Here is a 24,157-nt window from a genome sequence, read left to right as displayed (position 1 = left end):
GGATATCAGCCCTTGCCCACAAGCAGCCGGTCGAGACCGAACAGGCGATCGAGGATGATCATCGTAACGGTGGCGAGTGCGATCATGAGCGTCGAAACGGCCGCCATCATCGGATCGATGGATTCGCTCGCGTACATGTACATGCGGACCGGCAGCGTTACCGTCGACGGCGAGGTCACGAAGATCGACATGGTCAGCTCGTCAAAACTGTTGATGAAGGCGAGCAACCAGCCGCCGCTGACACCTGGCAGCATGAGCGGCATGGTGATCCGGCGAAACACCGTCCACTCCGCAGCCCCCAGCGTGCGCGCCGCATTTTCGGCGTTGCGGTCCATGCTGGTGAGTGACGCCAGGATCAGCCGCAGCGTATAGGGGGTGACGACGATCGCATGGGTGGCGACAAGCCAACCGAAGGACCCGCCCATGCCCATCAGCGAGAAGAGACGCAGGAAAGCGACGCCGAGGACCAGGTGCGGAATGATCAGTGGCGACAGGAAGAGCGCGTTCAGCGCCTCACGGCCGCGGAAATCGTAGCGGGTAATCGCCAGCGCCGCCGGAACCGCAAAAACGGTGGAGATGGTGGCTGATAGCAGGGCGAGCCTTACGCTGTTGCCGAAGGACGACATAAAGTCGGCATGATGGAAAACCGCCTTGAACCACCGTAGCGACAGCCCATTCCAGGGCATCGCCAGGGTGTTTTCCGGCGTGAAGGCCACGAGGCAGACGACCACCATCGGCGCCAGCATGAAGACGACGACGAGGCTATGGAATGCGAGAGCGATGGGTCCGTTTCTCTGCATGGCTTCAACCCAGCTTGCGCTTCGCCTGCCGCTCGATGAGGCGGTTATAGGCGAGCATGATGACGAGATTGGCGACAAGCACGATGATCGCGATGGTCGCACCGAGCGGCCAGTTCAGCTCGATCAGGAACTCGTCGTAGACAAGTGTTGCCGCCATTTTCAGCCGCCGGCCGCCAAGCAGGCCGGGGATGGCAAACGAGCTTGCCGAGAGTGCAAAGACGATGAGGCTGCCCGAGAGGATGCCGAGAGCCGCCTGCGGAAAGACGACGCGACGAAGGGCGGTGAAGCGCGAGGCGCCGAGGGTGAGCGCTGCCGCCTCGACCGTCGGGTCGAGTTTCTGCAGAACGGTCCAGACGGGGATGACCATGAACGGCAGCATGATATGGACGAGACCGATGACGATCGCCGTCTCGGTGTAGAGAAGCTGCACCGGGTCAAGGCCGACAATGGCAAGCGCGCTGTTTACAAAGCCGTTCTTGCCGAGCAGCATGCTCCAGCCGAAGGTGCGCACCACCACAGAAACAAGCAGCGGGCCGATGATCACGAGCAAGAAGATCGACCGCCAGGGCTTGCGCATGTTCGAGAGCACGTAGGCCTCCGGCACACCGATCGCCACCGTGATGACCGTCGTCAGAAGCGCAAGCCGCAATGTCCGCCAGAAGGTCGAGAGATAATATTCGTCCTGCAACACCGTGAGGTAGTTGGCGAAGGTGAAGTCGCTCTGGATCCCGGCGGTATAGTCATAGCTGTTGAAGGAGAGGATCACCGTCAACAGAAGCGGCAAGAGCACGAGGCCGATGAAGAACAAGGTGGTCGGCCCGGAAAGAGCCAACGGCGCGAGCTGGCGCGGCTTGATGGCGGAGGTAGCGGCGCTCATCACTTGGCCGCTCCCGCCAGCACACGACAATCGGCACTCTGCCAGGCAAGCCCAACGGTTTCGCCTTCCATCGGCGGCGGCGCACCGAGATTGGGAACCGCAACGGCAAGAACGCCCGCCGGTGTCTCGGCGCTGACCAGCCATTGGCTCCCCATGAAATAGCGTGTCGTCACTTTGCCCTGGATCTGGCCCTCGCCCGGCTCGGTTAACCGGAGCTTTTCCGGGCGGATGAAGATCGAGACTTTGCCATCCGGCTCGCGGCGGTCGGTGTTGAAGCGGATCGGCGTGTTGTCGATGCTGATCGACGCGCCCTTGCCGTTGAAGGACGAGGTCGCCCACATGAAGTTGGACTTGCCGACGAAGGACGAGATGAAGTCGTTGCGGGGATGCTCATAGAGTTCGTAAGGCGTATCGACCTGGGTGATGCGCCCCTTCTCCATGACGACGACGCGGTCGCTGATCGACAGCGCCTCAGCCTGATCATGGGTCACCATGATCGTCGTGATGCCGACGGTCTGCTGGATGCGGCGCAATTCGAACTGCATCTCCTCGCGAAGCTGCGCATCGAGGTTCGATAGCGGCTCGTCAAGCAAAAGCACCGGCGGATTGATGACAAGCGCCCGGGCAATCGCCACGCGCTGGCGCTGCCCGCCCGACATCTCGCGCGGGTAGCGATCGGCAAGCGCCGAGAGATGGACCAGCGACAGGATCTCCTTGATCCGTTTGTCGCGCTCCGGTTTTGCGACCTTGCGCATTTCGAGGCCGAAGGAAACATTCTGCGCCACGGTCATATGGGGGAAGAGCGCATAGCTCTGGAAGACTACGCCCAGTTCGCGTTGCGGCGGCGGCAAATGAGTGATGTCGCGCCCACCCATGGTGATCGTGCCCGAGGAGGGACGCACGAGCCCAGTGATCATCTGCAGGGTCGTCGTCTTGCCGCAGCCGGAGGGCCCGAGCAGCGAGATAAACTCGCCCTTTTCGACCGCCAGATCGAAATCATGAACGGCTGCGACCGATCCATAAAACTTGGAGACCTTCTCAAGATTCAGGAAACTCATACTCATTCTCCCCTGGGTCGCTACCCCTGAGATCGCCTGCCCCATTTTTCTTGTCGGCGATCCCGGCGGCTGCGACACGTCGTCAACCATCGAACCTTCCTTCAGGCGTTGAGATCTCCGGCGTACGCGAGTGCACCGATAAAGGCACGGTTTCGCGCTCGGAATAGCCTCTCGGCTATTCACGTCTGGCACATCCACCCCTTGAAGAAGGCTTGTGTGAATTAACTCCAGGAAATTGACGAAAAACACAAATGCAATTTTCTATTTCGGAATTTTTTGTTAGAAAAATCCGATATACGGAATTACGCCACGCAGATTTTGAAAGATTTTCGCAAATGTCGGAATCAGAGAACGCCGGAAGCTCCAGCCTCACCAAGGCGATCCACATCCTGAAAGACCTCGCAGATAACGCGAGCGAGGGTGTGCGGGTCATCGATCTCGCGCGGAGGCTGAATCTCAGCCAGCCATCGGCGCATCGGCTATTGAAGACCTTGATTGCCGAAGGCCTCGTAGAGCAAATGCCAGAGGGGAAATCCTACCGCCTGTCGCTGGAGTTCTTCTCGATCGCCTCGCAGGCGCGCAGGCGAGAAGGCATCCTCGACATCGCCCGGCCATCACTCTTGAGGCTGTCCGCCACCTTCAACGACACGGTCTTTCTGCTGGTGCGCAGCAATTTTGACGCAATCTGCCTCGACCGCGTCGAGGGTCCCTTCCCGATCCGCTCCTTTACCGGCGACATCGGTGGCAAGGTGCCGCTCGGCATCGGCCAGGGCAGCATCGCCATCCTCGCTCACCTGCCAGAGGAAGAACGCGAGGCGATCATCAAGTTTAATATGCCTCGCATCATGGACCGGGCGGCGATCGACGAGGTGGACCTGCGCATCAAGATCGAGGAGGTCAGGCGGATCGGCGCAGCCCAGATGAACTTCGAGATGATCGAGGGCATGGCTGGGCTCGGCGTGCCGGTTCTTGACCGCAACGGCATCGCCGTCGCCTCCTTGAGCATCGGCACGCTGGCATCGCGCCTGACGGAAACGCGAAGCGGCACGATCACCGATCTCTTGAAGGCAGAGGCGCAAGCGATCAGCAGTAAGCTCAATCCCTTCGACCCGACCCTACGTTATCCGGCCTCCGCCTTGCGGGCCGCGCAGAAGGGTTGAACCTTTAGGAACATGCGACTGAACTACGGGCGGTACCTGCTTTCCGGGGGCTCGCTGACTGTGATGGAAATTGCAAATATCACAGGCTTCGCGGACACAGCGCATTTCTCGCGTGAGTTTCGCAAAGCGTTCGGAGACACGCCGAGCGCGTTCCGCGCATCAGAACGCACCAACGAGCATCAACTGGTAGCTGAAACTGTTGGGCGCCGAGCTAATGCTTCAGGATCTGACCGAGAAACAGCTTGGTCCGCTCGTGTTTTGGATTGTCGAAGAAATCATCGGGCCTAGCCTCCTCGAGAATCTGTCCCGAGTTCATGAAGATCACGCGATCTGCGACGGCCCTGGCGAACCCCATCTCGTGCGTGACGCAGACCATCGTCATGCCGTCCTTTGCCAGGCTCGTCATGGTATCAAGGACTTCGGACACCATCTCGGGGTCGAGCGCGGATGTCGGTTCGTCAAACAGCATCACGGCCGGCTGCATGCAGAGCGAGCGCGCGATCGCGACGCGCTGCTGTTGGCCGCCGGAAAGCTGGATTGGAAACTTGTGGGCCTGTTCCGGGATGCGTACCCGATCGAGGAATGTGAGCGCCCTTGCCCGCGCCTCCGCTTCCGGCACGCCGTTGATCCACATCGGTCCGACCATGCAGTTCATCAGTACGGTCATGTGCGGGAAAAGGTTGAAGTGCTGGAACACCATGCCGACGTTGCGGCGCACATCCGAGACATTGCGCATCTTCGGATGCAGGTTGATCCCGTTGACGACGATCTCACCTTCCTGGTGCGCTTCCAGGCGGTTGAAGCACCGGATCAAGGTAGATTTGCCGGATCCGGACGGACCGCAAATCACGATGCGTTCGCCCTTGCGGACCGTCAGGTTGATGTCGGTCAGCACCTGGAAGGCGCCGTACCACTTGGAAACATTTTTGACGTCGATGATGGTCTCGGCGCTCATCTGACCTTGCTCCTGGCATAGTGACGTTCGATGCGGGACTGGATCAGCTCGAGAACGATAGACATCGTCCAATAGAGCATGGCGGCTGATATGAGCATTTCCATATGCTGGAAGGTCTTCTGGCCAAGAGTTCGTGCGAGAAACATGAGTTCCCAGACACCGATGACGGAGACCAGCGAGCTGTCCTTCAGCATGGAAATGAACTGGTTACCGGTCGGAGGGATGATGACCGGCAGCGCCTGAGGCAGGATGACCTTGCGCATCGTCAGCCCGAAGCCGAAGCCGATAGAGCGCGACGCCTCCCACTGGCCACGGTCGATGCTCTGGATGCCGGAGCGGAAGATTTCCGTCATGTATGCGCCGTAGCAGAGCGAAAGTGCCAGAATACCGGCCGGCACCGCGTCGATGATGAAGCCGAGCTGCGGCAGCCCGAGATAGATCAGATAAACCTGCATCAACAGCGGCAGGCCGCGAAAGAAGGACGTGTAGAAGCTCGCAATCGCATAGGCGAAGCCGTTGGTCGAGAGCTTGGCCACGGCGCCGAGGATGGCGATCGCCGAGGCAATCACAATCGAGATCGCCGAAACATAGACCGTCGTCACCAGCCCTTGCGTGATGAGGAACGGCAACTTTTCCTCTATGAAGGGCAGGCTGAGATCGAAGGTCTGGAAGAAGGCGAGGAACAGCGCCAGCAATTCGAGCCAGACGACGACGATCTGGACCCTGAGGCTCGCAAAGCCGATCAGGACGATGTTGAGGCAGAAGAGCACCGCCACGACGAAGGCGGTCGCAAAGCGGCCGTAGAATCCGCTTTCGAGCGGCTCGCCGATCACTGGCCGCATCAGTTCGCCCATCGTTGTGCCGGTCAGGCCGAAGGCCGTGAAGGCAATGAGGACGGCAGCGAACATGCTGGCCACGAACCATGGCTTGTGGACGAGTATTTCGGACTCGACAGTATCCGGATAAAGCATCTTTGGTCCCTTTGGACAACGTGCGGTCCGGCTGCCCGGACCGCCAGACATGGCTGCCTTACTTCACGACGGTGTAGTCGACGCCGTACCATTTCTCCGACAGCTTGCTCAGCGTGCCATCGTCCTGCATCGCCTTGATCGCTTCGGCGATCTTGTCGCTCAGCTCCTTGTCGCCGTGTTCGACAGCGACTGCGAGCGGTTCGTAAAAGACCGGGTCGCCAACCTGCTTGATCGGATAGCCGGCCTTGATTGCGTCGCGAATGCTGGGCAGCGACGATACGACTGCGTCGAGCCGCACGCCGTCACCGAGGCGCAAATCATCGAATGCGGTCGTCGAGTTGGCGTAGGACTTCACCTCTTTCGGCTTGAAGGTGTATTCGAAGGCAGGTGCGCCAGCAGCGTCGAGGGTCAGATCCTGTTTGGCATAGGCTTCGAAGGTGGACGTCGCCGTCGCACCAACGACCTTGTCGTCCAGATCGATCAGGCCGACCACAGGGCTGTCCTTGTGCACGGCCACGGCGGCCGGGGTGTAGTAGTAGACGGCTGGGAAATCGAAGACCTTGGCACGCTCCTTTGTCGGCGTCATCGAGCCGACATGCATGTCCCAGCGCCCCTGCCAGTTGCCGGCCGTGATGATGTCCCAGCCGGGGGTAACAAACTCGACACCGACACCCAACCGCTTGGCGAGTTCCTTGGCGACATCGACATCGAAGCCGTCCATCTCGTTCTTTTCGTTCATGAAGGACTGCGGCGCCCAGTTGGCGTCGGTCGCTACCTTCAGTGTCTTTGCATCGAGCACGTGGTCGAGTACGGCACCGGCGTGGGCCGGAACGATCGAGAGCGACAAGGCAAACGATGCCGCCGCGGTGAGTTTTGCGAATGTGTTCATGTTGTCGTTCCCTTTGTCGTTCTGGTTTTTGACAGGGTCCTCTTCCTGCCATCGGGTTGATCTTGAGTTCTGAGCCCGCCATCCGTCTTCCGGCGATACGAGGTAGCGCGGCGCTGCCCCTTCCTCGAAAACGTGGAAGTCAGCGCTCTCCTTTTTCAGCCATCTCGTCGCGGACGCGCCGGGCCACACGGAACGCTTCGACGCCTGCGGGAATGCCGCAATAGATCGCGATCTGGACGAGTGCTGCGCGAAGCTCTTCGTCGGTCAAACCGTTGCGGATCGCCCCGCGAAAGTGGACGCCGAATTCGTGCATGCGGTTGAGCGCTGCAAGCATTCCGAGGTTCAGTAGGCTGCGGCTCCTCAGGTCGAGGCTTTCGTCCGTCCAGACGGTGCCCCAGCAATGTTCGTTCAACAGATCCTGAAACGGCCGCGAGAAGGCATCGCTGCTGCCAATTGCCCCATCGACATAGTCATCGCCAAGCACCTGGCGCCGGATGGCCTCTCCCCTTGCTCGCAGTGCTTCATCCATCGACCGTCTCCCCCTGGCTCATGAACTCGCCCATCAGCGTTGCCACGACGTCGGGCGCCTCGATCAAGATGGAATGGCGAAGGCCCGGCAGGATACGAAGCTCGGACCCGGGAATGCGCTCGTGCATGTAGCGCGCCATGCGCGGGTTGGAGCCGGCATCGTCTTCGCCGGTAGCAATCAGCGTTGGGCATCGGATCTGGTCGAGAAAGCCGCCGAAATCCGTTTCCGCCAACACACGATAGGCTGCCGCGTAGCAGTCGGGGTCGTTTTCGGCGTCCCGCGCCCTTAGCCGTTGGATCACCTGCGGGTTGTTCTCCTGGAACTCTTCCGTCAGCCAGCGCGACAGCGAGGCATTGTGATGGTCGGCAGGCGTTCCGTCTCTGAGGGCGGCGAGGCGGTCGAGAACCCGCTCACGCTCGGCCGGCGTGCGGCCGGCCACGGTCGACAAGAGCGCCAGCCTGCGCAGACGTCCAAGGTGGGTCAGAGCGAGACGCTGGGCGATCAGGCCGCCCAGCGAAAAGCCTGCAAGATTGAAGGTCGGGAAGCCCGCTGCGTCGGCAAGCCCCAGCGTCTCGTTGACGAAGTCGTCGATCTCGTAGCGGCCCTTGACCCGGCTGGAGCGGCCATGACCACGAAGGTCGAATGTCAGGATCGTGAACCGGTCCTTCAAACGTTCGACCACGCCCGACCACGCTTCGAGATAGGAGCCGACGCCGTGGATGCAGACGAGCGGTTCGCCTTCTCCCTCGATGCGGTAGTTGAGCGTCACCTCTCCGACGGTATGGCGCTGAGCTCCTGCCATGTTCAGGCACCCACCGCGATACGCTTCTGTTCCTTCTCACGGGCCGCGAAGAAGGGCATGATTTCGCTGGCAAATAGCTCCAGCGTCCGCTTCTGCAGCTCGAACGGCAGATTGAAGGTCAGGCCCAAGCAATACTGGTCCACACCGGCGGCCTCATAGACCAACAGCTTCTCGATCGCTTCGTCCGGCGTGCCGAACATCAGGTTCTTGCGGATGTTGTCCGGATTGTAGTTGTCCTTGCCCTTGACCGCTTCGTAGGGCACTGCCTCGGGGAAGCCGTTGTGCACCGTGCCGATGTTCTGCATGAGGTTTTCGAAGGCGCGGCCGTAGTCCATGCTGTGCTTGACGGCACGTTCCCACCCATCCGGCCGGTCATAGACGCAGGTGCGGCGCTGCATCATAAAGCGCGGGCGCGGCACCTCCGGATGATCGGCGACCGCCTTGCGAAATTTCTCGGAGAGCACGTGGATTTCGGCTTCCGGCGCGGAGAGCGGCGTCGATAGGATACTGGCGCCGTTTGCGATCGCCCAGTCGAAGGTTCCGGGATCGCGCGCCGCCACCCAGATGGGCGGGTGGGGTTGCTGCAGCGGCTTCGGCACTGCCGCCGTGACCGGAAACTTCCAGTATTGTCCCTCATGGGCATAGTCGCCGGACCAGAGCTTCTTCACGGCCGGCACGATCTCCTTCATGTAGGCCACCCCCTCCTGCTGCGGAATACCACCCGCCATACGGTCGAACTCGTACTGGTAGGAACCGCGCGCGATCCCGAACTCCAGGCGGCCATTGGTCAGGTGATCGCAGAGCGCCGACTCGCCGGCGAGCCGGATGGGATTCCAATAGGGCGCGACCAGAGTGGAGGTGCCGAGCCGGATGCGATCGGTGTGCTGCGCGAGCCAGACCAGCGTCTGGAACGGATTGGGGGAGATCGTGCATTCCAGCGTATGGTGTTCTGCAGTCCACAGCGTTTCGAAGCCGCCTTCGTCGGCAAGCCGCGCGAGTTGCAGCAAGTTGCTCTTGACCTGCTCCATCGGAATATCGGGGGAGAAGCGTTCCATCGTGAGGGAGACTGCGAACTTCATGTTTTCTGCCTTTCCTGTGCCCGTGCTTTTGCTGTCACTTCAGACGGATGACGAAGGGGTCCTGCATCGCGCCGGAGTAGTCGACGATGACGTTCTTCAACCGCGAGAACTCGTGCATGACCTCGAACCCGCCGCGCCGGCCGTAGCCGCTTTCCTTGAAGCCGCCGTTGGCAGACATGAAAGACGCGGAGCGGTAGGTGTTAATCCAGACGGTCCCGGCATCGATCCGGTTGGCGAACCGCAGCGCCCGGTCGATGTCCTTTGTCCAGATGCCGGAAGCCAAGCCGTATCGCGTATCGTTGGCGAGCCGGATCATCTCTTCCTCGTCGCGGAACGGCATGACGCCGACCACCGGACCGAAGAGTTCGTCGCGCATGAAGGTCATGTCGTTTTGCGCATCGACCATCACTGTCGGCTCGAAATACCAGCCCCCTGACGAAAGCCCTTGCCGCTGCGGACGCCGCCCGCCGGCGGCAACGCGCGCCCCTTCCTTGACGCCGGAGGCCACGTAGGATTCAACCTTGGAGAGCTGATCGGCGAGCGCGAGCGGACCGATGTCGGTGTCCTCGACCGCCGGGAGACCGACCCGTATGCGTTGCGTTCGGGCGACGAGCGCCTCAACGAAGCGATCGTAGATGCGCTCCTCGACGAAGCAGCGAGAACCGGCAACGCAAGTCTGGCCAGCGGCTGCGAAGACCCCGGAGACGACGCCGTTGACCGCATGTTCGATGTCGACATCACCAAAGACGACGTGAGGCGACTTGCCGCCAAGCTCCATCGAGCACGGAACAAGGTTCTGCGCGGCGTTGCCGGCGATGCGCCGGCCGGTGGCCGTGCTGCCTGTGAAGACGTATTTCGCAACGCCAGGATGACGCGTCAGCGCCTCACCGGCGCTCTGGCCCGTACCCGTCACGACATTGACGACGCCGGCGGGAAAGCCCGCCTCGTGGATCAGTTCCGCAAGCGCCAAGGTCGAGGCGGTCGCATGTTCCGAGGGCTTGATGACGACCGTATTGCCGATTGCAAGGCACGGTGCCAGCGTGCCGGTCAGAAGCATCAACGGCGAATTCCACGGCGTGATCATGCCGACGACGCCCAAGGGCTCGCGCAGGTTGAAGTTCAACGTATCGAGACGATTGATTGGAATGGTCTCGCCCTGCAGCTTGTCGGCCATGCCCGCGAAATAGTGATAGCTGTCTGGCATCGAGCGCATCTGCGCCCGGGTTTCCTTGAGAAGCTTGCCGTTGTCGCGCGTCTCGATTTCCGCCAGCCTATCGGCATTGGCGCGAACAAGTTCGGCGAGACGGCGCATCAGCGCGCCGCGATCGGTCTGCGTCATGCGGCGCCAGGCCGGGTCGCGGAAGGCGGCGGCGGCAGCAACGACGGCTGCCCCGACATCGTCCGCACCTGCTTCAGCAAAATGATACCAGGGCTCGCCCGTCGTCGGGTCGAAACTGGCGATGTAGTTGCCGTTCTTCGGTGCCACGAACTGCCCGCCGATGAACAGCAACTGGCGCGAACCCTCGATGGAATTGACCGTCGTCTTCATTTCAATGTCCTTGGTCTTGGGAGGTCTGAAGCCAGGTGCGAGCTTCGCCGTCGATCATTGCCACACGGCCGCCGTCGTCGGAATCCATGTAGATGCCGAAGCGGCCGGCTTGCCGCTCGCGCACGTAGCGGCGCAACATGGATCGCAGTTCGTGCGTCGCGATCGTATCGTCAGGAAGATCGTCGAGCGGGAAGAAGCGCAGATCGGATGGCAGGCTCGTGCCGGCGCCGCCCTCACCCGCCAGCCGTGCGCGATAGACCAGGTAGCCCGGGTCGCTGTCGGCGACATCGAAGACGGAGTAAAGGAAGGTCTCGTCCGGGACGAGGCTGAGCGCGTCGCCACCGTCGATGACGAGCTGGCTGTCGGCTTTGCGGCGCCGTGCTGACGGCAGAACCCAGCCGCCCTTGCCATCCGAACGCAGCAGCAAGCCTTCACCGGCCTCGATCAGATAGCCGATGATCATCCCATGCGACGCAAGCCAGCCGTTTGGCAGCGGGTCCTTCACACTGGCATAGCGGCCGCGGCAAAAGCCGAGCGGTGCGGTGGGACTGGTGCCGAATGCGCGAACCTGGCCGATCAGGATTGCATGGTCGCCGGCGTCCACGGTGTTGTAAGTCGTGCAATCGAACCAGGTCAGGCTGTCAGTCAGGACCGGCGCGCCCGTGTGGATATGATCGTGGGTCACCGACTGGAATTTGTCGGGGGATTTCGAGGCAAAGTTTCCCGAGACGTCGACCTGTCCTTCATGGAGGATATTGACCGCAAAACATCCCGCATTCGTGAAGGCAGGATAGCTCGACGCGGATTTCGCGACGCAGACCAATAGCAGCGGCGGATCGAGCGAAACCGACGTGAACGAATTCGCCGTCATTCCACGCGGCGTGCCGTCTTCGTCGCGGGTGGTGATGACGGTGACACCGGTTACAAACGTGCCGAAGGCGCGACGAAGCGCAATCGGATCAATCGGCACGTCCGTCGATGCTGCTGTCTCAACCATGCGCTTCTCGCCTCCTCACCATCAAGTTGGTTGGAGGCTAACGCCGTGATGGCGACCATGCTTCCATGGCTTCAAAGGAGGAGCGAAGGAACTTCTCCATCGATCCCGAGGAGACGATCAAAGGCGCAGATGATCGGTGGCGACGAGGTCACAAGGCGATACTTGGCCGATGAAGATAAGCTAACTGCTGGCGGTAGAGCGGTTGTCGATGACGCCGTGCAGGCGGATCGCGAGCTCGACGGCAAAGCGCTTTTCCGGCGTCTCGACATCGACGCCGAACAGTTCCTGGATGCGCGCCAGCCGATAGCGCAGCGTCGTCACATGCAGGCCCATAGCATCGGCACAGGCCTGATTTCGGCAACCTTCCTGCAGATACACCGACAGGGTTTCGAGGTAAGGAGTACCGTTGTCACGGTCGTGATCGGCAATGGCGCCCACGCTCTCCTGCACGAAGCCGCGCACGTCGCCCGCCTCGCAGGCGGCGACCAGCATCGGCAGCGGGCCGAAATCCTGGGCGGAGACCGCCCCGGTCAGGCCGAATGAACGCCCGATGCGGATCATCCGGGCGCAGCGCTCCCAGGCTGGCGGATAGTCCGAAAGGGACGCACACCGATTGCTGGCGACGACGATAGGTGCCTCGTCGAAATAGCGGCCGAGTTCCTCGGCGATACGCCGCGCGAGCTTTGTCGTGCGCTCTTGCCGCTTACCCGTATCATGAGGGACGAGGCAGACGACGCCGCCCTCGACCGCGATCAGGTTTGCCTGAACGGATGCCTGCTGCATGACACGCGAGAGCGTGTGCTCCACATCGACAGAAGCGCCGCCAAATGCCTTCGTCTTGTCCGGAAAATCGACGACGATCATCTGCTGAAGCGTTGAGAAGCTGAGCCCGAGCCGTTGAGCCCGCTGGGCGACATCACCGGCATTACGCCACCGCGCCTCCACGATCTCGAAAAAGAGTTCGGTCTGCGTCCGCGTCTCGAAGCGAAACCGGATGAAGCTTCGCATCATCTGCACGCTCAATGCAAACTTGGCGCTGTCGAGCATCAGGAGATCGAGATCGCTGAATTCGCGGGTCGTCGGGAAAATGATGAGCGCCCCAACCAGTTGATTGTCGACCATCAGCGCTTCGATGCGGGCCGTTATTTTGAACCGTTGCGTGCCGTCGTCGAGGTAGAGGCTCACGGCGTCGGCCGTCCCGCGCTCGACGGCATCACGGGCCGCCTTCATCAGCGGCCGGCTAAGAACGGTAGCGGCCGCCTGCTGCCAACCAGCCTCGTCGTAAAGCGCGTTCGGCGACCGGCCAGCAACGACCTGATTGGCCGTGAAATCAACGACGACGGCCGGGTTCGGCAACATCTTCCCAACCATGCTGGAAAGCGATGCGACCGACCCGTCGCTCAACACATGTTCGAGCAGCGACGTATGCGCCTCCAGCGCGCGTTCCAGCCGCTGGGCGGATCGCTTCTCAGCTTCGAGACGGTGTTCCCGTTGGACGGCGATGGCGCCGAGGTGGATGATCGTGCCGAGAAAAGCAAGGTCGTCCTCCGACACTTCAGTCACCTCGCGGGCGATGACGCTGAGCACCATCGGGCGGCCCTCAGCATCCCTGCAGTTCATCGGCATGACGAGCACCGTTCGATAGTCGCGCTCGAAGGCCTCTTTTCTGTAGCCCGGAAACTCGCCCGACGCACGCGCGTCCCTGATATAGACGGGCTCATTGCGCTGCAAGGCGATCAGGGAGGGGCTGGTCGCCAGCTCCCACTTGTCGGGCAGCTGCCGCTCGATCAGCGTTGGATCATGGCGCACGATGACATAGGCATACCCATGCGCAGCGTCGATCCCCATGATCGAGCCTAGGGCCCAGTTCGCATGGCGGCATGCAGCGGCGATGAGCTGCTGCAATGCCGTCTGAAGATCGCTACCGCTGTTAATCTGGCTCGCGATGTCGCGGAGCGACAATATCCGGGACTTCTGATCCAACTGCCTCGCCTCTTGATTTCTATCAATCAACATGCGCGCCGGTAGTGGACAAGTCTACTTCGTTTCGATGGATATCTTCGGCCAAACTTTCTATGAAAAGTAGTATCTTCAACGCCGAGTTCGAGGTCATCGAACTGGCGATGACCTCGAAGCCGCTATCCCATTCAGGCTTCAGTCAACGCCGGCTTTTTCGAGGACTGAGATCGCCAGAACCTTCGCCCCCGTCTTGATGGAAATCTCCGGGGCCGGAGCGAAAAATGGCGAATGATTGGAGGGAACGGGCCTGTTCTCTTGGCTGGCTTTTTCAACCTGTTCGGGTGAGGTCCCGCCAACCCAATAGAAAATGGAAGGCACGCCTGCTTCTATGAACTCGGGATAGGTCTCGACGCCCAACGTCGGCTGGACCGCGGTCGGGACGTAGACGACGCCGTCAAAGGACGCATCCAATGCCGGCCTGACGTCGCCGATCAGCTCTGACGAGTTCGTGCCGGCCACAGCGCCGCCGCCGATGCGCAGCAGTTCGGGTTCCGGCGCCATGGCCGATTGCGCCGTCGTTTTGGCGACGCGCTGCATCGCCTCCAGCAGCAGCTTGCGCGTCTCCGGCGTGGTCGAACGCATGGTCAACTTCAGCTTGGCCTGATCGGGGATGATGTTGCCCGCAGTCCCCGCCTGAAAACTTCCGACCGTAATCACGCCCGGTTCGCGCGGATCCTTCTCACGGCTCACAACAGCCTGGATATCGGTGACGAAACGGGCCCCCTGGACGATCGGATCGATCGAAAGATGCGGAGCGCTGCCATGCGCCCCGCGACCCTTGAAGGTCAAGTCGAACGTATCGGAGTTTCCGCTGAAGGCACCGTCCTTCACCATTATTTTGCCGGCGGGATCCCCGTTCACGTGCATGGCGAAGCCGAAATCTGGCTTCGGAAACGTCTCGAACAGGCCGGCCTTGAGCATGGCCGTTGCGCCGCCGCCGATTTCTTCGGCCGGCTCACCGACGAGGAGCAGCGTTCCATGCCAATCATCCTTCATCTCGACCAGCAATTGGGCCGCCCCAAGCCATGACGCCATATGGATATCATGACCGCAGCTATGGGCGACAAAGACCTTTGCCGTCTCATCTGTGTTTCCAGGCCATTGGGTTGCCGGCACCTGTACGCGACTGGCGTAATCGAGCCCTGTCTTCTCCTCCATCGGCAGCGCATCGAGTTCGGTTCGCAGCATGATCGTCGGGCCGTCGCCATTCCTAAAGACACCGACGAGAGCGGTACCCACACCGAAGCCGACGGTCACCTCGAAGCCAAGCTTCTCCAATTCTGCCGCCAGACGCTTTGCCGTCCGTGTCTCATGAAAGCCGAGTTCAGGATTGGCATGGAGTTCCTTGTAGACCTTCTCGAGTTCCGGATACTTCTGGTCGATGAGCCTATCGAGTCGTGCGCTCGCAGCGTAAGCTGTGCCCGCGGAAAGCTGCAGGACAAGCATCAAAGCGGTCGTGTTCGCCAGTAACGTCTTCATTTGGTTCCCTTCCATCTGGTGGTCGCCTGTTGGCGGAGCCATGATGGGCGGGCGCAGAGACGGGCGCATTCTCACGGACGGAGGAAGACCGATGCCATTTTTTCTCCACTCGGAGCTAAGGGCCGAAATTTCCTCCAAAAAGAAGACGATCTAGATTTCGCTCATTGAGCGGAGTCGTTCAACGCAGGGATCTCCTTGTTTTTGCAGGAACAACCGGTGCCCACTTCCTCGAAACAGAGGAAGAAATGCCCAGGCGAGCCGGTAAGTTGTCGCAAGTTTCCACTATCAGCGGCGTCCCAATGACCCTCGGCATCCGAAAAATTTGCACCTTCCTGGAAGAAACCCTTATCGAAGGCGGCAAGATAGCGCCGCGCCCGGTCAACGTCGTCTTGGTGGCTGCAGTGATCCAGAACCCCTGGGCAGGGCGAGGCTTTGTCGAAGATCTGCGGCCGGAAATCACTCGCATCGCCGGTGAACTTAGCCAGGAGATGACGGGCCGGCTGCTCCGCCAGATGCCTGCGGATAAGGTCGAGGCTTGCGGCAAGGCCGCGGCCGTCGGCATCGCCGGTGAGATCGAACATGCCTCGGCGATGATCCACACGCTGCGCTTCGGCAACCCCTTCCGCGAAGCGATCGGCGGCACGAACTACCTCGAATTTGCCAACACTCGTAATGCGCCGGGCGCTCTGTTGTCGCTGCCGATGATGCACAAGAGTGAAAACGGCAAACGATCGCACTTCCTTACCGCCAACTTCCAGATCGCCGACGCCCCCGGCCCCGACGAGATCATCGTTGCTATCGGCGCTGCCGATAGCGGTCGCGCGCACGCGCGCATCGCCGACCGTTTTCAAGACATCGCGGAAATGGAAGCAGAAAAGGCGGCATTGCTCGGAAGCGCTTGACGCAGACCAGAGCGCGATACCGCCTCAGGAGTTTGCCATGAGACTTGACGCGATCGACCTACGCATCCTCGACGCCATCCAACGGGATGGCCGCATCACCAAGCTTGCACTCGCAGAAAAGGCGGGCCTTTCTGCCACGCCCTGCTGGATGCGGCTACGCAGATTGGAAAAGGCCGGCATCATCAGCGGATATCACGCGCGCCTATCTCTTCGACGGGTAGCCCCCGTCGCAAGCGCCATGGTCGAATTGACACTTGCCAGCCACCGCCAAGTCGACTTCGACAGATTCGAGCGGGTTGTTCGCGACATTCCCGAAATCGTCTGCTGCTGGTCAGTCGGCGGTGGCGTTGACTATGTCCTGAAGATCGTCGCTGCCGACATCGACGCCTACCAGCGCCTGATCGACACGCTTCTCGACTGGGAACTCGGAATCGCCCGCTACTTCACCTACGTCGTCACGAGGACCGTCAAGGAAGACCCAGTTGTGCCAGTGTCGCTTCTCGTGGCGACTTGACCCTTTTGCGAATTGACTTCGCCTTTGCGCCGGCGCCTTCACCTTTTCGGAACAAGACGTTTCCTGCACCTCGCTCGAGGCCATCTTTTCTTGCTGAGATCCCGGAACGATTTCGCGATGCGGGCGTTTCCACGTTGTCTTGATTCTGTTTCCCCAATCAGGGTCAGGCACAAGGCTTCACCAATGTCCCCCAGTGAAGTCTCTTCGATAAGAGCCTCTGGCCTCGTCGTGCCCCCGACGGGGCCATACTTTTTAAGACAGCTTTTTATCGGAAAGCGCTTTGATAGGGCGAGTGCGGCTTCCAGGCTTTGCGACGAAAATTGCAGAAAACGCGCATGGAAACGTAGGGTGCGGGAAAATGTTCCGCCATGGGACTTCAGTCTGATAATCCCTCCGCAATGGTCCTAATACCGTAGCTGCCAGCGCCAGCCGCCCTAGATTTTCTTTTAGCCCATGGCCAGCTCCCCTGCGCGCTGCGGGCGAACAACGACACCAGGGCGGCCTCTCGTCCCTTCGGTTCGCCCTGGTGTCGCTGATGATCGAAGGAACTCAGGATGTACGAGCAATACCGCTATAACCAACCAGAGCGAAAATTCTCGACAGGGCTTCCGATCGGAGTGATGCTCCTGGCGATGGTCGTCATCGGCGGCTACCTGTTCGTGGGCAGCGCGCTCTCGAACACCCCTCGCCAGCAAGTCGCCACTGTCCTTCCAACGTCGGTCGCACCCTCGAATTAGGCTCTGGCGGAAACGGGGGACCAGCCATGAGACTCATGCACCTGGGACGAGCCCGCCTGGAGATGGCTTTACCCCGCCATCGCCCCCAGCTGCGCCTTGCGAAAGACCCTGATCTGCTCGATCTCTTCGAGGCTTACGCGCTCGCCGCCTCGGCTCTCGACGATCTTTTGCAGGAGTACCCGGCTCGCATCCAGCTGATCACCGAATATCAACAGATCTGCGCCGACTTGCAGACAGAGGTCGTGGTCCTGCTCACTCTCACGGATGAGCGACTGTTTCCATGATCGACCGCGGCCCAAGCCCATGCCTTTACGAAGGGACAGGGTTCTCCCTGTCGCACAAAGGGATCGAACCCTGACAAACGAGTACAGCGGAGGGTCGAGCCATGACCGAACGACGCCAGATGGACGCCAGCGAAATACCGGCATTTGTGTTCGACGTCCTCGAAGTAGGCTGCGACATTTGCGCTGTCGGCCACGACAGCTACGTAATTGGCGAAATCGACGAGCAGACCCAAGCGAGCAGAACCCTTGATCGGATACTAGAGAAATACGGAAACCGCGACCCTCTGAGATGGCAAATTGTTGCCTATCTTTGGTCAATCGGCCGCTTCGTGGAGCTTACGTCGGAGCCCACACGGCATTGATTGCACGTAGAGCCAACCACGCTGCCGGCATGTCCCAATGAAAACATGTATCGCCGCGGTCGGCTGGTCCGACCACAGCCCGGGGATAGCCGAGAGGGCGGCGTCCAAGCCGTATCCGTCAGGCAATCTCTTAGAACCACGTGCCGACAGCCGGTTCTTGCGCGAGAAGCTTCTCTTCGAATGGTTACCGCCGACGGATGCCGTCAATTGCTTCGCACCGACAAGAGTTCCGCTGTCGGGTAAATGAGCCGTTGGAGCAATTGTTCAACTCGCTGGGAACAGGCGCCATGAAAGCTCGTTATATCGGTGAGATACAGAGGAGTCTTTCATGTCCGGTTTCGCAGACCTGCCTCCCCTTGCTGATGACATCGAAGCCGGGCTCGCGGCCTACATGACCGACCCGGAGCTTTCACCGTCCCCTGCCGGTCGAGCCGCCGCAATTGAGACTATTTTGCGCGACTGGCTTGTCGCACATAGTTACATGGGCGCCCCCCCGGATCCCGCCCCCATTCGGTTAGATTCCGAAGGTGTGAATCGAGAAGAAGTCCAGTATCCAGGTTTTATCAAATAGCACCCTGACGCAGGTTCGCCTCCCGCCGGCCCAAGTCAAGCAATCGAGCCTAGTCCCGAGCAGGTCCAACTCGCTGGATGCATGCTCCTTACCAGGCGCTATCGAGGCGTTTGCGCACGCGCCAGCGATCGGGCAATGTCGACGATGTCTTTTCCACCACGCGAGGCGTCACATCCGGATCGCCCTTCTCGATAAGCGCGCCGATCTCATCAAGCACTGCAGAGCCCTAACCAGCGGATAGGCTCCCCACTCATGATTGACGGGCAGACTTGACTTCCTTCCGACAACGTCGCCACATCTTCGTCGCTGGCAAACTTGCCTCGGTCGGCCTCGCGCAATGTAGCACTGATATCGTTGATGTCTCGACCGCGGGTGGTGTGGCTGTCATATTTCGCGCGTCGGACAAATGCTTTCGATCCGCAGAGAGGAAATAGACTTATGGCAGATGAGGTCAAATTGGACGACAACCAGGTTACTGCGACCGCTCCGGCGGAAGTGGCAGCGCCTAAGAAGCGCGGACCACGAGCAAAAAAAGTGGACGCTGCCACGGCAGAGTCAAGCCCCGCACCGAGCGCCGGGAAAGGCCGGAAGCGCAAGGAAACTTCGGCCGAGGCGAAAACTGCAAGTCAACCGAAGCGCGCCGCAAGGGCAAACGCCGCAAGGAAGAACGACGACAAGAGGACGGCCGCGCAATCGCAAGTACATGACGAGATCGCGGATCTTCTTCAGCTGGAGAAAGAGAATTCGCGGCTTCGCCGGGAGCTCGGCGATAAGTTGCGGGCCGAGAATGCTGAGTTGCGCAAGCGGCTCGGGCTCAGCTGAGTGTTAATGAAAGACCGATCGTCTACGCGATCGGTCTTCGTCAAAGCATCCTTCGGAGATGGCATGGCGCAATCCTGGATGACGAGATATCATGAAATCACCATGGAAGTTCTTACTTGATCTGACCTCAAGAGGCAGAGCTGTCGAGCCCCGGGAATCTATATCGGAGCCCGTGAGCGAAAGCTCGGATGCGCCCTTGGCAGGAATGGATCCTCCTGCAAGTACTCAAACGACGGATGCGGTCACAAACGCTGCCGACCCGGAGCCGAGCGAAGTCAAAAACAATGTCCGGACCGGCGGAGCAAATGCGGTTGATTTCGAGACCGCCAGCCACAGCACAAACCTTTTGGGCGGTCAGGCGCCCGAGCAGGCGGATCGACCCGCACGCAAACCACACCGACGGCAAACAAGAGACAAGAGATCAAGCGCCTCCGTTGCGGTGGATCCTCGGGTCGAGTATGGCTCACCGAGCCTCCGTGCTCCCAAGCAGCCGATCTCTTTAGCCGATGACGTGGCCGCCCTGGATGAGGAAATAAGAATGCTAAGGCGTCAGCTTTCGGAGAAGCTGGTGCTACAGAACGCCCAACTCAAGAAGATGCTAGAGCGATTTTGACGCTTTACGCGCTGAACCAGCTTTGGTCCCTGGATATCGATGAAGCCACAACAGCGAAAGTTCATTGTCGAAGTGAAATCGGCGCGCCGACGTTCGACAGGTCGACCAGCCTCTATTTGGGGCGACACCGATCTGAAGGCATTTGTGCGTGAGGCGGAGGCCGAAGTCCCACATCTGTTTCTTGCTGAAGCTCGAATTGGTGACCAGCCACCGGAGGTTACGGAACCGCTCAATTCAGTGGCTGCGGCGGTCGATGATGCCCCAACAACCGCTAGTCAACCAGAAGTGCCAGAAGAGAGTGTCGTCCCCAAGACAAGCTCGGCAGATGCGTCAGCCAACGCCACCTTCCCGGTAAAGCCGCCCGAGCGTTCGAAGCGTCCTCGTTCGACGGGTTTGGCGCGGCGCGTGCCAACAAAGTCAGTGCACATTGCAATTGCAGTCACTGTTGACGAGCTGGCGTCACTCCAGGATGCAAACCTCCGGCTGAAAAAGCGTCTGGTTCGGAAGCTTCGACAGGAAAATGCGGTACTTCAGAGTATGCTGGATCGGTTTGAGGCGCATTAAATGCGAGCTGGATCGCCCCCATCTTGGTCCCGCTTTAAGGAGCGTCGCGATCGACATCTTGCGTCGGTTTAACGGCTTCCTATCTCTGTGGCGTCTTCGACATGGAGCCCCGAGATGAATCGACAGACAACCCGTGCCAGTTCTGACCGACAGATCGAAATTCTTCCGCCTGAACGCGAGCCACGAAACACGTCCGATACCGTAGTGTGCCTCTGTTGCCAACAGAAGCACCTCGCCTCACTGATGGATGTCGACGGTTGCGGCATTTGTGAGGACTGCCTCGCACCTCGTTAATCCTGAACCCCACTCGGCGACCTCTGTGCAAGTGGCTGGGAGGCAGGAAGTACTTCGCAGCGCTATTGGACGCGGCCCGTCAGAGGGCGACGTCCGCGGGCAGACTGCTCCAACTTCGATGTTGCAGCAATCCGGTGGAACGATGACGGCTTGCGAAGGGTCCAAAAGCTGATGGCGCCGATGCACCCTCAGCAACTGTTCCCGCGAAATGGCCGATGGGAAGCCATCGGCTCCTACTGCTGCTTGGCGAGCGCGTCGATCAACCCGATCTGAGAACGAACGCCTCTTCGATACTCGTTGATGAGGATTTTCGCTTCCGCTGTGGCGTCTTTTCGGCTGATCTTTTGATGACGGCACCATGCGTCAAGCACGCTCTGGAGCAGCGCAACGTCGTTCGGTGCGATGCTCGAATTCTCCAGGTTCATTTGTTGCTCTCCCAAGACGACAAATTGCCCCGAATGACGCCGCCCCCGGCATCAAGGCGATGATACTCATGGAGCAGCCGTTAGGAAGTAAACGATTGGTGAGGAGCAAACTAAATTCAGTGGCATCGGATCGCGGGTTTCCCGCAAGTCGATTTCCTGTGACTGAGCAGTGCTGCAGGTGCCCGCATGCGTTGTGTTCCGCCATACCGAGACCTAGCTGCGATCCAAATTGAACGACGTTGACCATGGATCCTGAAATGGTCAACGTCGCACCTTGGAACCACAGAAGGGCGCCAGCTAAAAGCAGCCAGCAAACCTGGCAAACTTGCCAGGCCCGTATTTCTACCTGCTTTGACGGCCGGGCGGCTCAGAACTCCTGCCAGTCGCTGCTGACATCGAGTGCTGCATTGCCGTGGTAGGCTGCCGTCCTACGCGTCGACCGATGCGGCTGAGAGCTGTCGTTTCTTGTGGTCGTTCGCCCGTTCGCCAAGGGACTCTGAGTTGCGCCTTGGAGTTTGAATTGGCTGACAAGTCCTCTGAGGCGCACCGCCTCATTCGCAAGTGTGTTGGAAGCCGCATTGGACTGCTCCACCATTGCCGCATTCTGCTGCGTCGTCTGATCCATCGCGTTAACTGCGGTGTTGACTTCGGCAAGCCCGGCGGACTGCTCTTTCGCAGATGTGGCGATCGATTCCATGTGGGTGTTGATTTCAACAATGAAGCCACTGATCGTTTTCAACGCAGAGCCTGCGTCACGGACGAGTTTCACACCGTTGTCCACCTCTGCGGAAGAGTTGTCGATCAGGCCTTTGATTTCCTTGGCAGCCTGTGCAGAACGCTGGGCGAGTTCTCGAACTTCCTGGGCAACGACCGCAAAGCCCTTGCCGGCTTCTCCCGCCCGGGCCGCCTCAACGCCGGCGTTGAGAGCGAGGAGGTTCGTCTGAAAAGCGATCTCGTCGATAACGCCGATGATGTTGGAAATCTGCTGTGAGCTTTCCTCGATCTTTCGCATGGCCTCTTCGGCGTGGGATACGACCTGGGCGGATTCGGCTGCCGAACGGTTGGCGCGGCTTGCAACCCCCTTTGCCTCCTCAGTTCGCTTGGAGGAATTGGCGACGTTGACTGTAATCTGGTCAAGCGCCGCCGCGGTCTCTTCGAGCGACGCAGCCTGTTGCTCGGTCCGTTTCGAAAGGTCGTCGGTTCCGACCGCGATCTCGCGCGTGCCGGTATCGAGGGTCGAAATTGACCCGGAAATCTGCACAAGGGTCGTGCCGAGTTGAGCAACGGACTGATTGAAATCGTGGCGAAGTGTCTCAAAATCCTGCGCGAAGGCATCGTTAATCTGGAAGGCCAGATCGCCTGATGCCAGTCTCTTGAGGCCGGCTGCAAGGCCCGACGTTGCGACGCGCAAGCGTTCAGCGGCATCATTTTCGGCCTTTTCCTGCATCGCAATGCGCTCGACTTCGGCGCGTTTGCGGCTTTCCTGAGCTTCCTGCTCAAGCCGCCGGTTGGTGATCGCGCCCTGGCGGAAGACTTCGAGGGCCTTGCCCATGTCGCCGATTTCGTCGGCATTGCGAGCAAGTTCGATCTGCGCGTCCAGTTGACCCTCAGCAACGAGGCCCATGGAAGTCCCAAGCTTGTACATGCCCCCGATAATTCGTTTGAAGGTGACGAATCCGACGATGAAAAGCATGAGCGCCAAAGCGGACATGGCGATGGTGATGAGCATCCAATAGAACGATGCCTTGACACTGGCCTCGTCGACGGCCGCTTGCGTGCGATGCTCCAGTTTCACATAGAAGGCATCCACCGGCTTCATGATCTCGGCCTTGAATCGGTGATAGTCCGGCGAGTTCAGCATTTTCGTCGCCTTGCTCTTGGCTTCGGGGCCAAGTTTGGCGGCGTTGTCAACGAGCGCCATCGCCTCGGTTTCAAGCTTGATCAGCGCATCAGAGCGCTTTCCCGCCTCGCCGAGGAGGGCGAATTCCTCTTTGGTGAAACCAGCCTGCTGCATCAGATCTTGCATAGAAACAGCCGTTGCGTCAGGACGCGGCTTTGCGTCCCCGCCTGCGACGAAATCCCAATAGATGCGGTGATAGTCTTCGGGCCGCGGTCGCGTTCCATTGCGGATTTCAACGACCGCATTGTATTGGTCCTTGAAGGAAGGGTCCCCCGTCTCGGCGTAGGTACGCACGAGGCGAGTCAAATCATCCGACGATTGCCGGAAGTTGTCAGCCAGCATGTACGAGTGATATTTCTGGTCGTAAGCCCGCGTAACATCAGCTGCTGCACCCGCGTAGCCCCAAAGACTGGTGATGAGGCCAGCCATGGTCATACCGGTGACCGATGCCAGAACGATAAATTGGCTCTTAATTCTCATGAAGACGATTCCTGATGTGGATATCGCTGCTGGCGTGCCGAACTCATTTCTATCGCCAGTGGCCATACCTCACATGAAAGCAGGTGGACCGGGCTGCATTGCCCGAAGCAAGTATCCTATAGAATAAATTGGTTATTGAACGGATAATGGGGTCACTGATACGAGACGGCATCAGCATAGTCAGCAACCTCACCTTTGAGTTGCAATAATTATCAAGTGAATTTGTAGTTTATTCGATTGTGTTAACCGGGACAATTTCCACCCACAAACGGCGAAAGAACGCAGATTTTGGTTTCACCGATGGAAAATACAATTTTCGGGCGAGACCTTGTTCTTATGCCCCCCGCAAATATAAACTTGCGCAGCACCGCTCCCCTGGGGCGCCCGCAGGTCGTGGCGCCCATCTTCAAATCGCTCAATTCGAGCGCAAGCGAAGCCGAACGCTTACGCAACCGGCGGCACGCTCATTGCGAGGATAGGAACTGGCGGCGGTTCCAACTGTTTAGTGGAGCGAGCGAGAAACGT

27 protein-coding genes are annotated in these 24,157 nt (G+C 59.8%); 11 read left to right on the top strand and 16 right to left on the bottom strand.

Annotated elements, in window-relative coordinates:
* Positions 1 to 5: 5 nt before the first annotated feature.
* From ASD01_RS10400 to ASD01_RS10390, 3 genes are read right to left on the bottom strand one after another with little or no spacing between them, the layout of a single operon-like run.
* A complete protein-coding gene (locus ASD01_RS10400; RefSeq protein WP_060519051.1) occupies positions 6 to 800 on the bottom strand; it encodes an ABC transporter permease in 795 nt (264 codons plus the stop codon).
* A 4-nt stretch (positions 801 to 804) separates the two neighbouring features.
* The gene (locus ASD01_RS10395) at positions 805 to 1,677 is read right to left on the bottom strand and encodes an ABC transporter permease (RefSeq protein WP_034799957.1); all 873 of its coding nucleotides are present in this window, start codon (positions 1,675 to 1,677) and stop codon (positions 805 to 807) included.
* Positions 1,677 to 2,735: an ABC transporter ATP-binding protein gene (locus ASD01_RS10390; protein ID WP_060643909.1), complete on the bottom strand. Its 1,059-nt coding sequence runs from the start codon at positions 2,733 to 2,735 to the stop codon at positions 1,677 to 1,679. Before ASD01_RS10390 ends, ASD01_RS10395 begins: the two co-directional genes overlap by 1 nt.
* Before the next feature lie 335 nt (positions 2,736 to 3,070).
* Between ASD01_RS10390 and ASD01_RS10385 the strand changes: the two genes are divergently transcribed.
* Positions 3,071 to 3,895, top strand: coding sequence for an IclR family transcriptional regulator (locus ASD01_RS10385; RefSeq protein ID WP_060519046.1), 825 nt, complete (start codon positions 3,071 to 3,073; stop codon positions 3,893 to 3,895).
* A 12-nt stretch (positions 3,896 to 3,907) separates the two neighbouring features.
* Positions 3,908 to 4,183: a helix-turn-helix domain-containing protein gene (locus ASD01_RS37545; protein WP_082566333.1), complete on the top strand. Its 276-nt coding sequence runs from the start codon at positions 3,908 to 3,910 to the stop codon at positions 4,181 to 4,183.
* Here ASD01_RS37545 and ASD01_RS10380 read toward each other — a convergent pair.
* From ASD01_RS10380 to ASD01_RS10335, 10 genes are all read right to left on the bottom strand, one after another.
* Complete coding sequence (locus ASD01_RS10380) at positions 4,107 to 4,850, bottom strand: amino acid ABC transporter ATP-binding protein (protein WP_034799947.1); 744 nt, start codon at positions 4,848 to 4,850, stop codon at positions 4,107 to 4,109. The two genes, ASD01_RS37545 and ASD01_RS10380, sit on opposite strands and share 77 nt — an antisense overlap.
* Positions 4,847 to 5,821: an amino acid ABC transporter permease gene (locus ASD01_RS10375; RefSeq protein WP_034799945.1), complete on the bottom strand. Its 975-nt coding sequence runs from the start codon at positions 5,819 to 5,821 to the stop codon at positions 4,847 to 4,849. The genes ASD01_RS10380 and ASD01_RS10375 overlap by 4 nt, the downstream gene beginning before the upstream one ends.
* A 58-nt stretch (positions 5,822 to 5,879) precedes the next feature.
* Positions 5,880 to 6,710 carry a transporter substrate-binding domain-containing protein gene (locus ASD01_RS10370; RefSeq protein ID WP_060643908.1) on the bottom strand — a complete coding sequence of 277 codons (831 nt, stop codon included), beginning with the start codon at positions 6,708 to 6,710 and terminating at the stop codon, positions 5,880 to 5,882.
* 139 nt (positions 6,711 to 6,849) lie between these two features.
* Complete coding sequence (locus ASD01_RS10365) at positions 6,850 to 7,239, bottom strand: carboxymuconolactone decarboxylase family protein (protein ID WP_034799942.1); 390 nt, start codon at positions 7,237 to 7,239, stop codon at positions 6,850 to 6,852.
* Positions 7,232 to 8,041, bottom strand: a complete 810-nt coding sequence (locus ASD01_RS10360; protein ID WP_034799940.1) for an alpha/beta fold hydrolase — start codon at positions 8,039 to 8,041, stop codon at positions 7,232 to 7,234. The genes ASD01_RS10365 and ASD01_RS10360 overlap by 8 nt, the downstream gene beginning before the upstream one ends.
* Before the next feature lie 2 nt (positions 8,042 to 8,043).
* Positions 8,044 to 9,120, bottom strand: a complete 1,077-nt coding sequence (locus ASD01_RS10355; RefSeq protein WP_060519041.1) for an LLM class flavin-dependent oxidoreductase — start codon at positions 9,118 to 9,120, stop codon at positions 8,044 to 8,046.
* A 34-nt stretch (positions 9,121 to 9,154) separates the two neighbouring features.
* On the bottom strand, positions 9,155 to 10,669 hold the full coding sequence (locus ASD01_RS10350; protein ID WP_060519039.1) for an aldehyde dehydrogenase: 1,515 nt from the start codon (positions 10,667 to 10,669) through the stop codon (positions 9,155 to 9,157).
* A gap of 1 nt (position 10,670) precedes the next feature.
* Positions 10,671 to 11,666, bottom strand: coding sequence for a flavin reductase (locus ASD01_RS10345; protein ID WP_060643907.1), 996 nt, complete (start codon positions 11,664 to 11,666; stop codon positions 10,671 to 10,673).
* A 180-nt stretch (positions 11,667 to 11,846) separates the two neighbouring features.
* Complete coding sequence (locus ASD01_RS10340) at positions 11,847 to 13,649, bottom strand: helix-turn-helix domain-containing protein (protein ID WP_060643906.1); 1,803 nt, start codon at positions 13,647 to 13,649, stop codon at positions 11,847 to 11,849.
* Positions 13,650 to 13,820: 171 nt separating this feature from the next.
* Complete coding sequence (locus ASD01_RS10335) at positions 13,821 to 15,302, bottom strand: amidohydrolase (protein WP_200950016.1); 1,482 nt, start codon at positions 15,300 to 15,302, stop codon at positions 13,821 to 13,823.
* A 161-nt stretch (positions 15,303 to 15,463) separates the two neighbouring features.
* Between ASD01_RS10335 and ASD01_RS10330 the strand changes: the two genes are divergently transcribed.
* The 6 genes from ASD01_RS10330 (at position 15,464) to ASD01_RS35475 (ending at position 18,534) form a co-directional block, all read left to right on the top strand.
* Entirely contained in the window at positions 15,464 to 16,066 is a 603-nt protein-coding gene (locus ASD01_RS10330) for an amino acid synthesis family protein (protein ID WP_060519031.1), read from the top strand.
* Positions 16,067 to 16,103: 37 nt separating this feature from the next.
* A complete protein-coding gene (locus ASD01_RS10325; RefSeq protein WP_060607921.1) occupies positions 16,104 to 16,580 on the top strand; it encodes an Lrp/AsnC family transcriptional regulator in 477 nt (158 codons plus the stop codon).
* A 554-nt stretch (positions 16,581 to 17,134) separates the two neighbouring features.
* A complete protein-coding gene (locus ASD01_RS10320) occupies positions 17,135 to 17,317 on the top strand; it encodes a hypothetical protein (RefSeq protein ID WP_034799928.1) in 183 nt (60 codons plus the stop codon).
* Between the two features lie 26 nt (positions 17,318 to 17,343).
* On the top strand, positions 17,344 to 17,601 hold the full coding sequence (locus ASD01_RS10315; RefSeq protein WP_034799927.1) for a hypothetical protein: 258 nt from the start codon (positions 17,344 to 17,346) through the stop codon (positions 17,599 to 17,601).
* A 101-nt stretch (positions 17,602 to 17,702) separates the two neighbouring features.
* Positions 17,703 to 17,963, top strand: a complete 261-nt coding sequence (locus tag ASD01_RS10310; protein ID WP_234798879.1) for a hypothetical protein — start codon at positions 17,703 to 17,705, stop codon at positions 17,961 to 17,963.
* A gap of 328 nt (positions 17,964 to 18,291) precedes the next feature.
* Positions 18,292 to 18,534: a hypothetical protein gene (locus ASD01_RS35475; protein ID WP_034799922.1), complete on the top strand. Its 243-nt coding sequence runs from the start codon at positions 18,292 to 18,294 to the stop codon at positions 18,532 to 18,534.
* An 88-nt stretch (positions 18,535 to 18,622) separates the two neighbouring features.
* On the opposite strand, the gene ASD01_RS37215 is transcribed toward ASD01_RS35475, so the two are convergent.
* Positions 18,623 to 18,751, bottom strand: a complete 129-nt coding sequence (locus tag ASD01_RS37215) for a hypothetical protein (RefSeq protein ID WP_255382115.1) — start codon at positions 18,749 to 18,751, stop codon at positions 18,623 to 18,625.
* A 221-nt stretch (positions 18,752 to 18,972) separates the two neighbouring features.
* Between ASD01_RS37215 and ASD01_RS10305 the strand changes: the two genes are divergently transcribed.
* The 3 genes from ASD01_RS10305 (at position 18,973) to ASD01_RS35470 (ending at position 20,533) form a co-directional block, all read left to right on the top strand.
* Positions 18,973 to 19,356, top strand: a complete 384-nt coding sequence (locus ASD01_RS10305; protein ID WP_060519029.1) for a hypothetical protein — start codon at positions 18,973 to 18,975, stop codon at positions 19,354 to 19,356.
* Between the two features lie 91 nt (positions 19,357 to 19,447).
* Positions 19,448 to 19,969, top strand: a complete 522-nt coding sequence (locus ASD01_RS10300; RefSeq protein WP_127890335.1) for a hypothetical protein — start codon at positions 19,448 to 19,450, stop codon at positions 19,967 to 19,969.
* A gap of 39 nt (positions 19,970 to 20,008) precedes the next feature.
* Positions 20,009 to 20,533: a hypothetical protein gene (locus ASD01_RS35470; protein WP_127890334.1), complete on the top strand. Its 525-nt coding sequence runs from the start codon at positions 20,009 to 20,011 to the stop codon at positions 20,531 to 20,533.
* 527 nt (positions 20,534 to 21,060) lie between these two features.
* Here the strand turns inward: ASD01_RS35470 and ASD01_RS10295 are convergent.
* Both ASD01_RS10295 and ASD01_RS10290 read right to left on the bottom strand, forming a co-directional pair.
* Complete coding sequence (locus tag ASD01_RS10295) at positions 21,061 to 21,252, bottom strand: hypothetical protein (RefSeq protein WP_034799920.1); 192 nt, start codon at positions 21,250 to 21,252, stop codon at positions 21,061 to 21,063.
* 367 nt (positions 21,253 to 21,619) lie between these two features.
* On the bottom strand, positions 21,620 to 23,632 hold the full coding sequence (locus ASD01_RS10290; protein WP_234824545.1) for a methyl-accepting chemotaxis protein: 2,013 nt from the start codon (positions 23,630 to 23,632) through the stop codon (positions 21,620 to 21,622).
* Positions 23,633 to 24,157 lie beyond the last annotated feature (525 nt).

It is taken from the genome of Ensifer sp. Root423 (genome assembly GCF_001426275.1).
In the GTDB taxonomy this organism is placed as follows: domain Bacteria; phylum Pseudomonadota; class Alphaproteobacteria; order Rhizobiales; family Rhizobiaceae; genus Ensifer; species Ensifer adhaerens.
Note: the sequence above shows the minus strand (reverse complement) of the source record. Positions and strands in the feature narration are given on the sequence as shown.

What these genes read in the sequence shown, in the direction of transcription:
- ASD01_RS10385 (WP_060519046.1), top strand. Translation starts at nt 3,071, where the DNA reads ATGTCGGAATCAGAGAACGCCGGAAGCTCCAGCCTCACCAAGGCGATC.
- ASD01_RS10370 (WP_060643908.1), bottom strand. Translation starts at nt 6,710, where the DNA reads ATGAACACATTCGCAAAACTCACCGCGGCGGCATCGTTTGCCTTGTCG.
- ASD01_RS10345 (WP_060643907.1), bottom strand. Translation starts at nt 11,666, where the DNA reads ATGGTTGAGACAGCAGCATCGACGGACGTGCCGATTGATCCGATTGCG.
- ASD01_RS10310 (WP_234798879.1), top strand. Translation starts at nt 17,703, where the DNA reads ATGACCGAACGACGCCAGATGGACGCCAGCGAAATACCGGCATTTGTG.
- ASD01_RS10330 (WP_060519031.1), top strand. Translation starts at nt 15,464, where the DNA reads ATGACCCTCGGCATCCGAAAAATTTGCACCTTCCTGGAAGAAACCCTT.
- ASD01_RS10375 (WP_034799945.1), bottom strand. Translation starts at nt 5,821, where the DNA reads ATGCTTTATCCGGATACTGTCGAGTCCGAAATACTCGTCCACAAGCCA.
- ASD01_RS10365 (WP_034799942.1), bottom strand. Translation starts at nt 7,239, where the DNA reads ATGGATGAAGCACTGCGAGCAAGGGGAGAGGCCATCCGGCGCCAGGTG.
- ASD01_RS10295 (WP_034799920.1), bottom strand. Translation starts at nt 21,252, where the DNA reads ATGAACCTGGAGAATTCGAGCATCGCACCGAACGACGTTGCGCTGCTC.
- ASD01_RS37545 (WP_082566333.1), top strand. Translation starts at nt 3,908, where the DNA reads ATGCGACTGAACTACGGGCGGTACCTGCTTTCCGGGGGCTCGCTGACT.
- ASD01_RS10315 (WP_034799927.1), top strand. Translation starts at nt 17,344, where the DNA reads ATGAGACTCATGCACCTGGGACGAGCCCGCCTGGAGATGGCTTTACCC.
- ASD01_RS10290 (WP_234824545.1), bottom strand. Translation starts at nt 23,632, where the DNA reads ATGAGAATTAAGAGCCAATTTATCGTTCTGGCATCGGTCACCGGTATG.
- ASD01_RS10395 (WP_034799957.1), bottom strand. Translation starts at nt 1,677, where the DNA reads ATGAGCGCCGCTACCTCCGCCATCAAGCCGCGCCAGCTCGCGCCGTTG.
- ASD01_RS35475 (WP_034799922.1), top strand. Translation starts at nt 18,292, where the DNA reads ATGTCCGGTTTCGCAGACCTGCCTCCCCTTGCTGATGACATCGAAGCC.
- ASD01_RS10400 (WP_060519051.1), bottom strand. Translation starts at nt 800, where the DNA reads ATGCAGAGAAACGGACCCATCGCTCTCGCATTCCATAGCCTCGTCGTC.
- ASD01_RS10360 (WP_034799940.1), bottom strand. Translation starts at nt 8,041, where the DNA reads ATGGCAGGAGCTCAGCGCCATACCGTCGGAGAGGTGACGCTCAACTAC.
- ASD01_RS10305 (WP_060519029.1), top strand. Translation starts at nt 18,973, where the DNA reads ATGGCAGATGAGGTCAAATTGGACGACAACCAGGTTACTGCGACCGCT.
- ASD01_RS10355 (WP_060519041.1), bottom strand. Translation starts at nt 9,120, where the DNA reads ATGAAGTTCGCAGTCTCCCTCACGATGGAACGCTTCTCCCCCGATATT.
- ASD01_RS35470 (WP_127890334.1), top strand. Translation starts at nt 20,009, where the DNA reads ATGAAGCCACAACAGCGAAAGTTCATTGTCGAAGTGAAATCGGCGCGC.
- ASD01_RS10350 (WP_060519039.1), bottom strand. Translation starts at nt 10,669, where the DNA reads ATGAAGACGACGGTCAATTCCATCGAGGGTTCGCGCCAGTTGCTGTTC.
- ASD01_RS10390 (WP_060643909.1), bottom strand. Translation starts at nt 2,735, where the DNA reads ATGAGTTTCCTGAATCTTGAGAAGGTCTCCAAGTTTTATGGATCGGTC.
- ASD01_RS10380 (WP_034799947.1), bottom strand. Translation starts at nt 4,850, where the DNA reads ATGAGCGCCGAGACCATCATCGACGTCAAAAATGTTTCCAAGTGGTAC.
- ASD01_RS10300 (WP_127890335.1), top strand. Translation starts at nt 19,448, where the DNA reads ATGAAATCACCATGGAAGTTCTTACTTGATCTGACCTCAAGAGGCAGA.
- ASD01_RS10320 (WP_034799928.1), top strand. Translation starts at nt 17,135, where the DNA reads ATGTACGAGCAATACCGCTATAACCAACCAGAGCGAAAATTCTCGACA.
- ASD01_RS10325 (WP_060607921.1), top strand. Translation starts at nt 16,104, where the DNA reads ATGAGACTTGACGCGATCGACCTACGCATCCTCGACGCCATCCAACGG.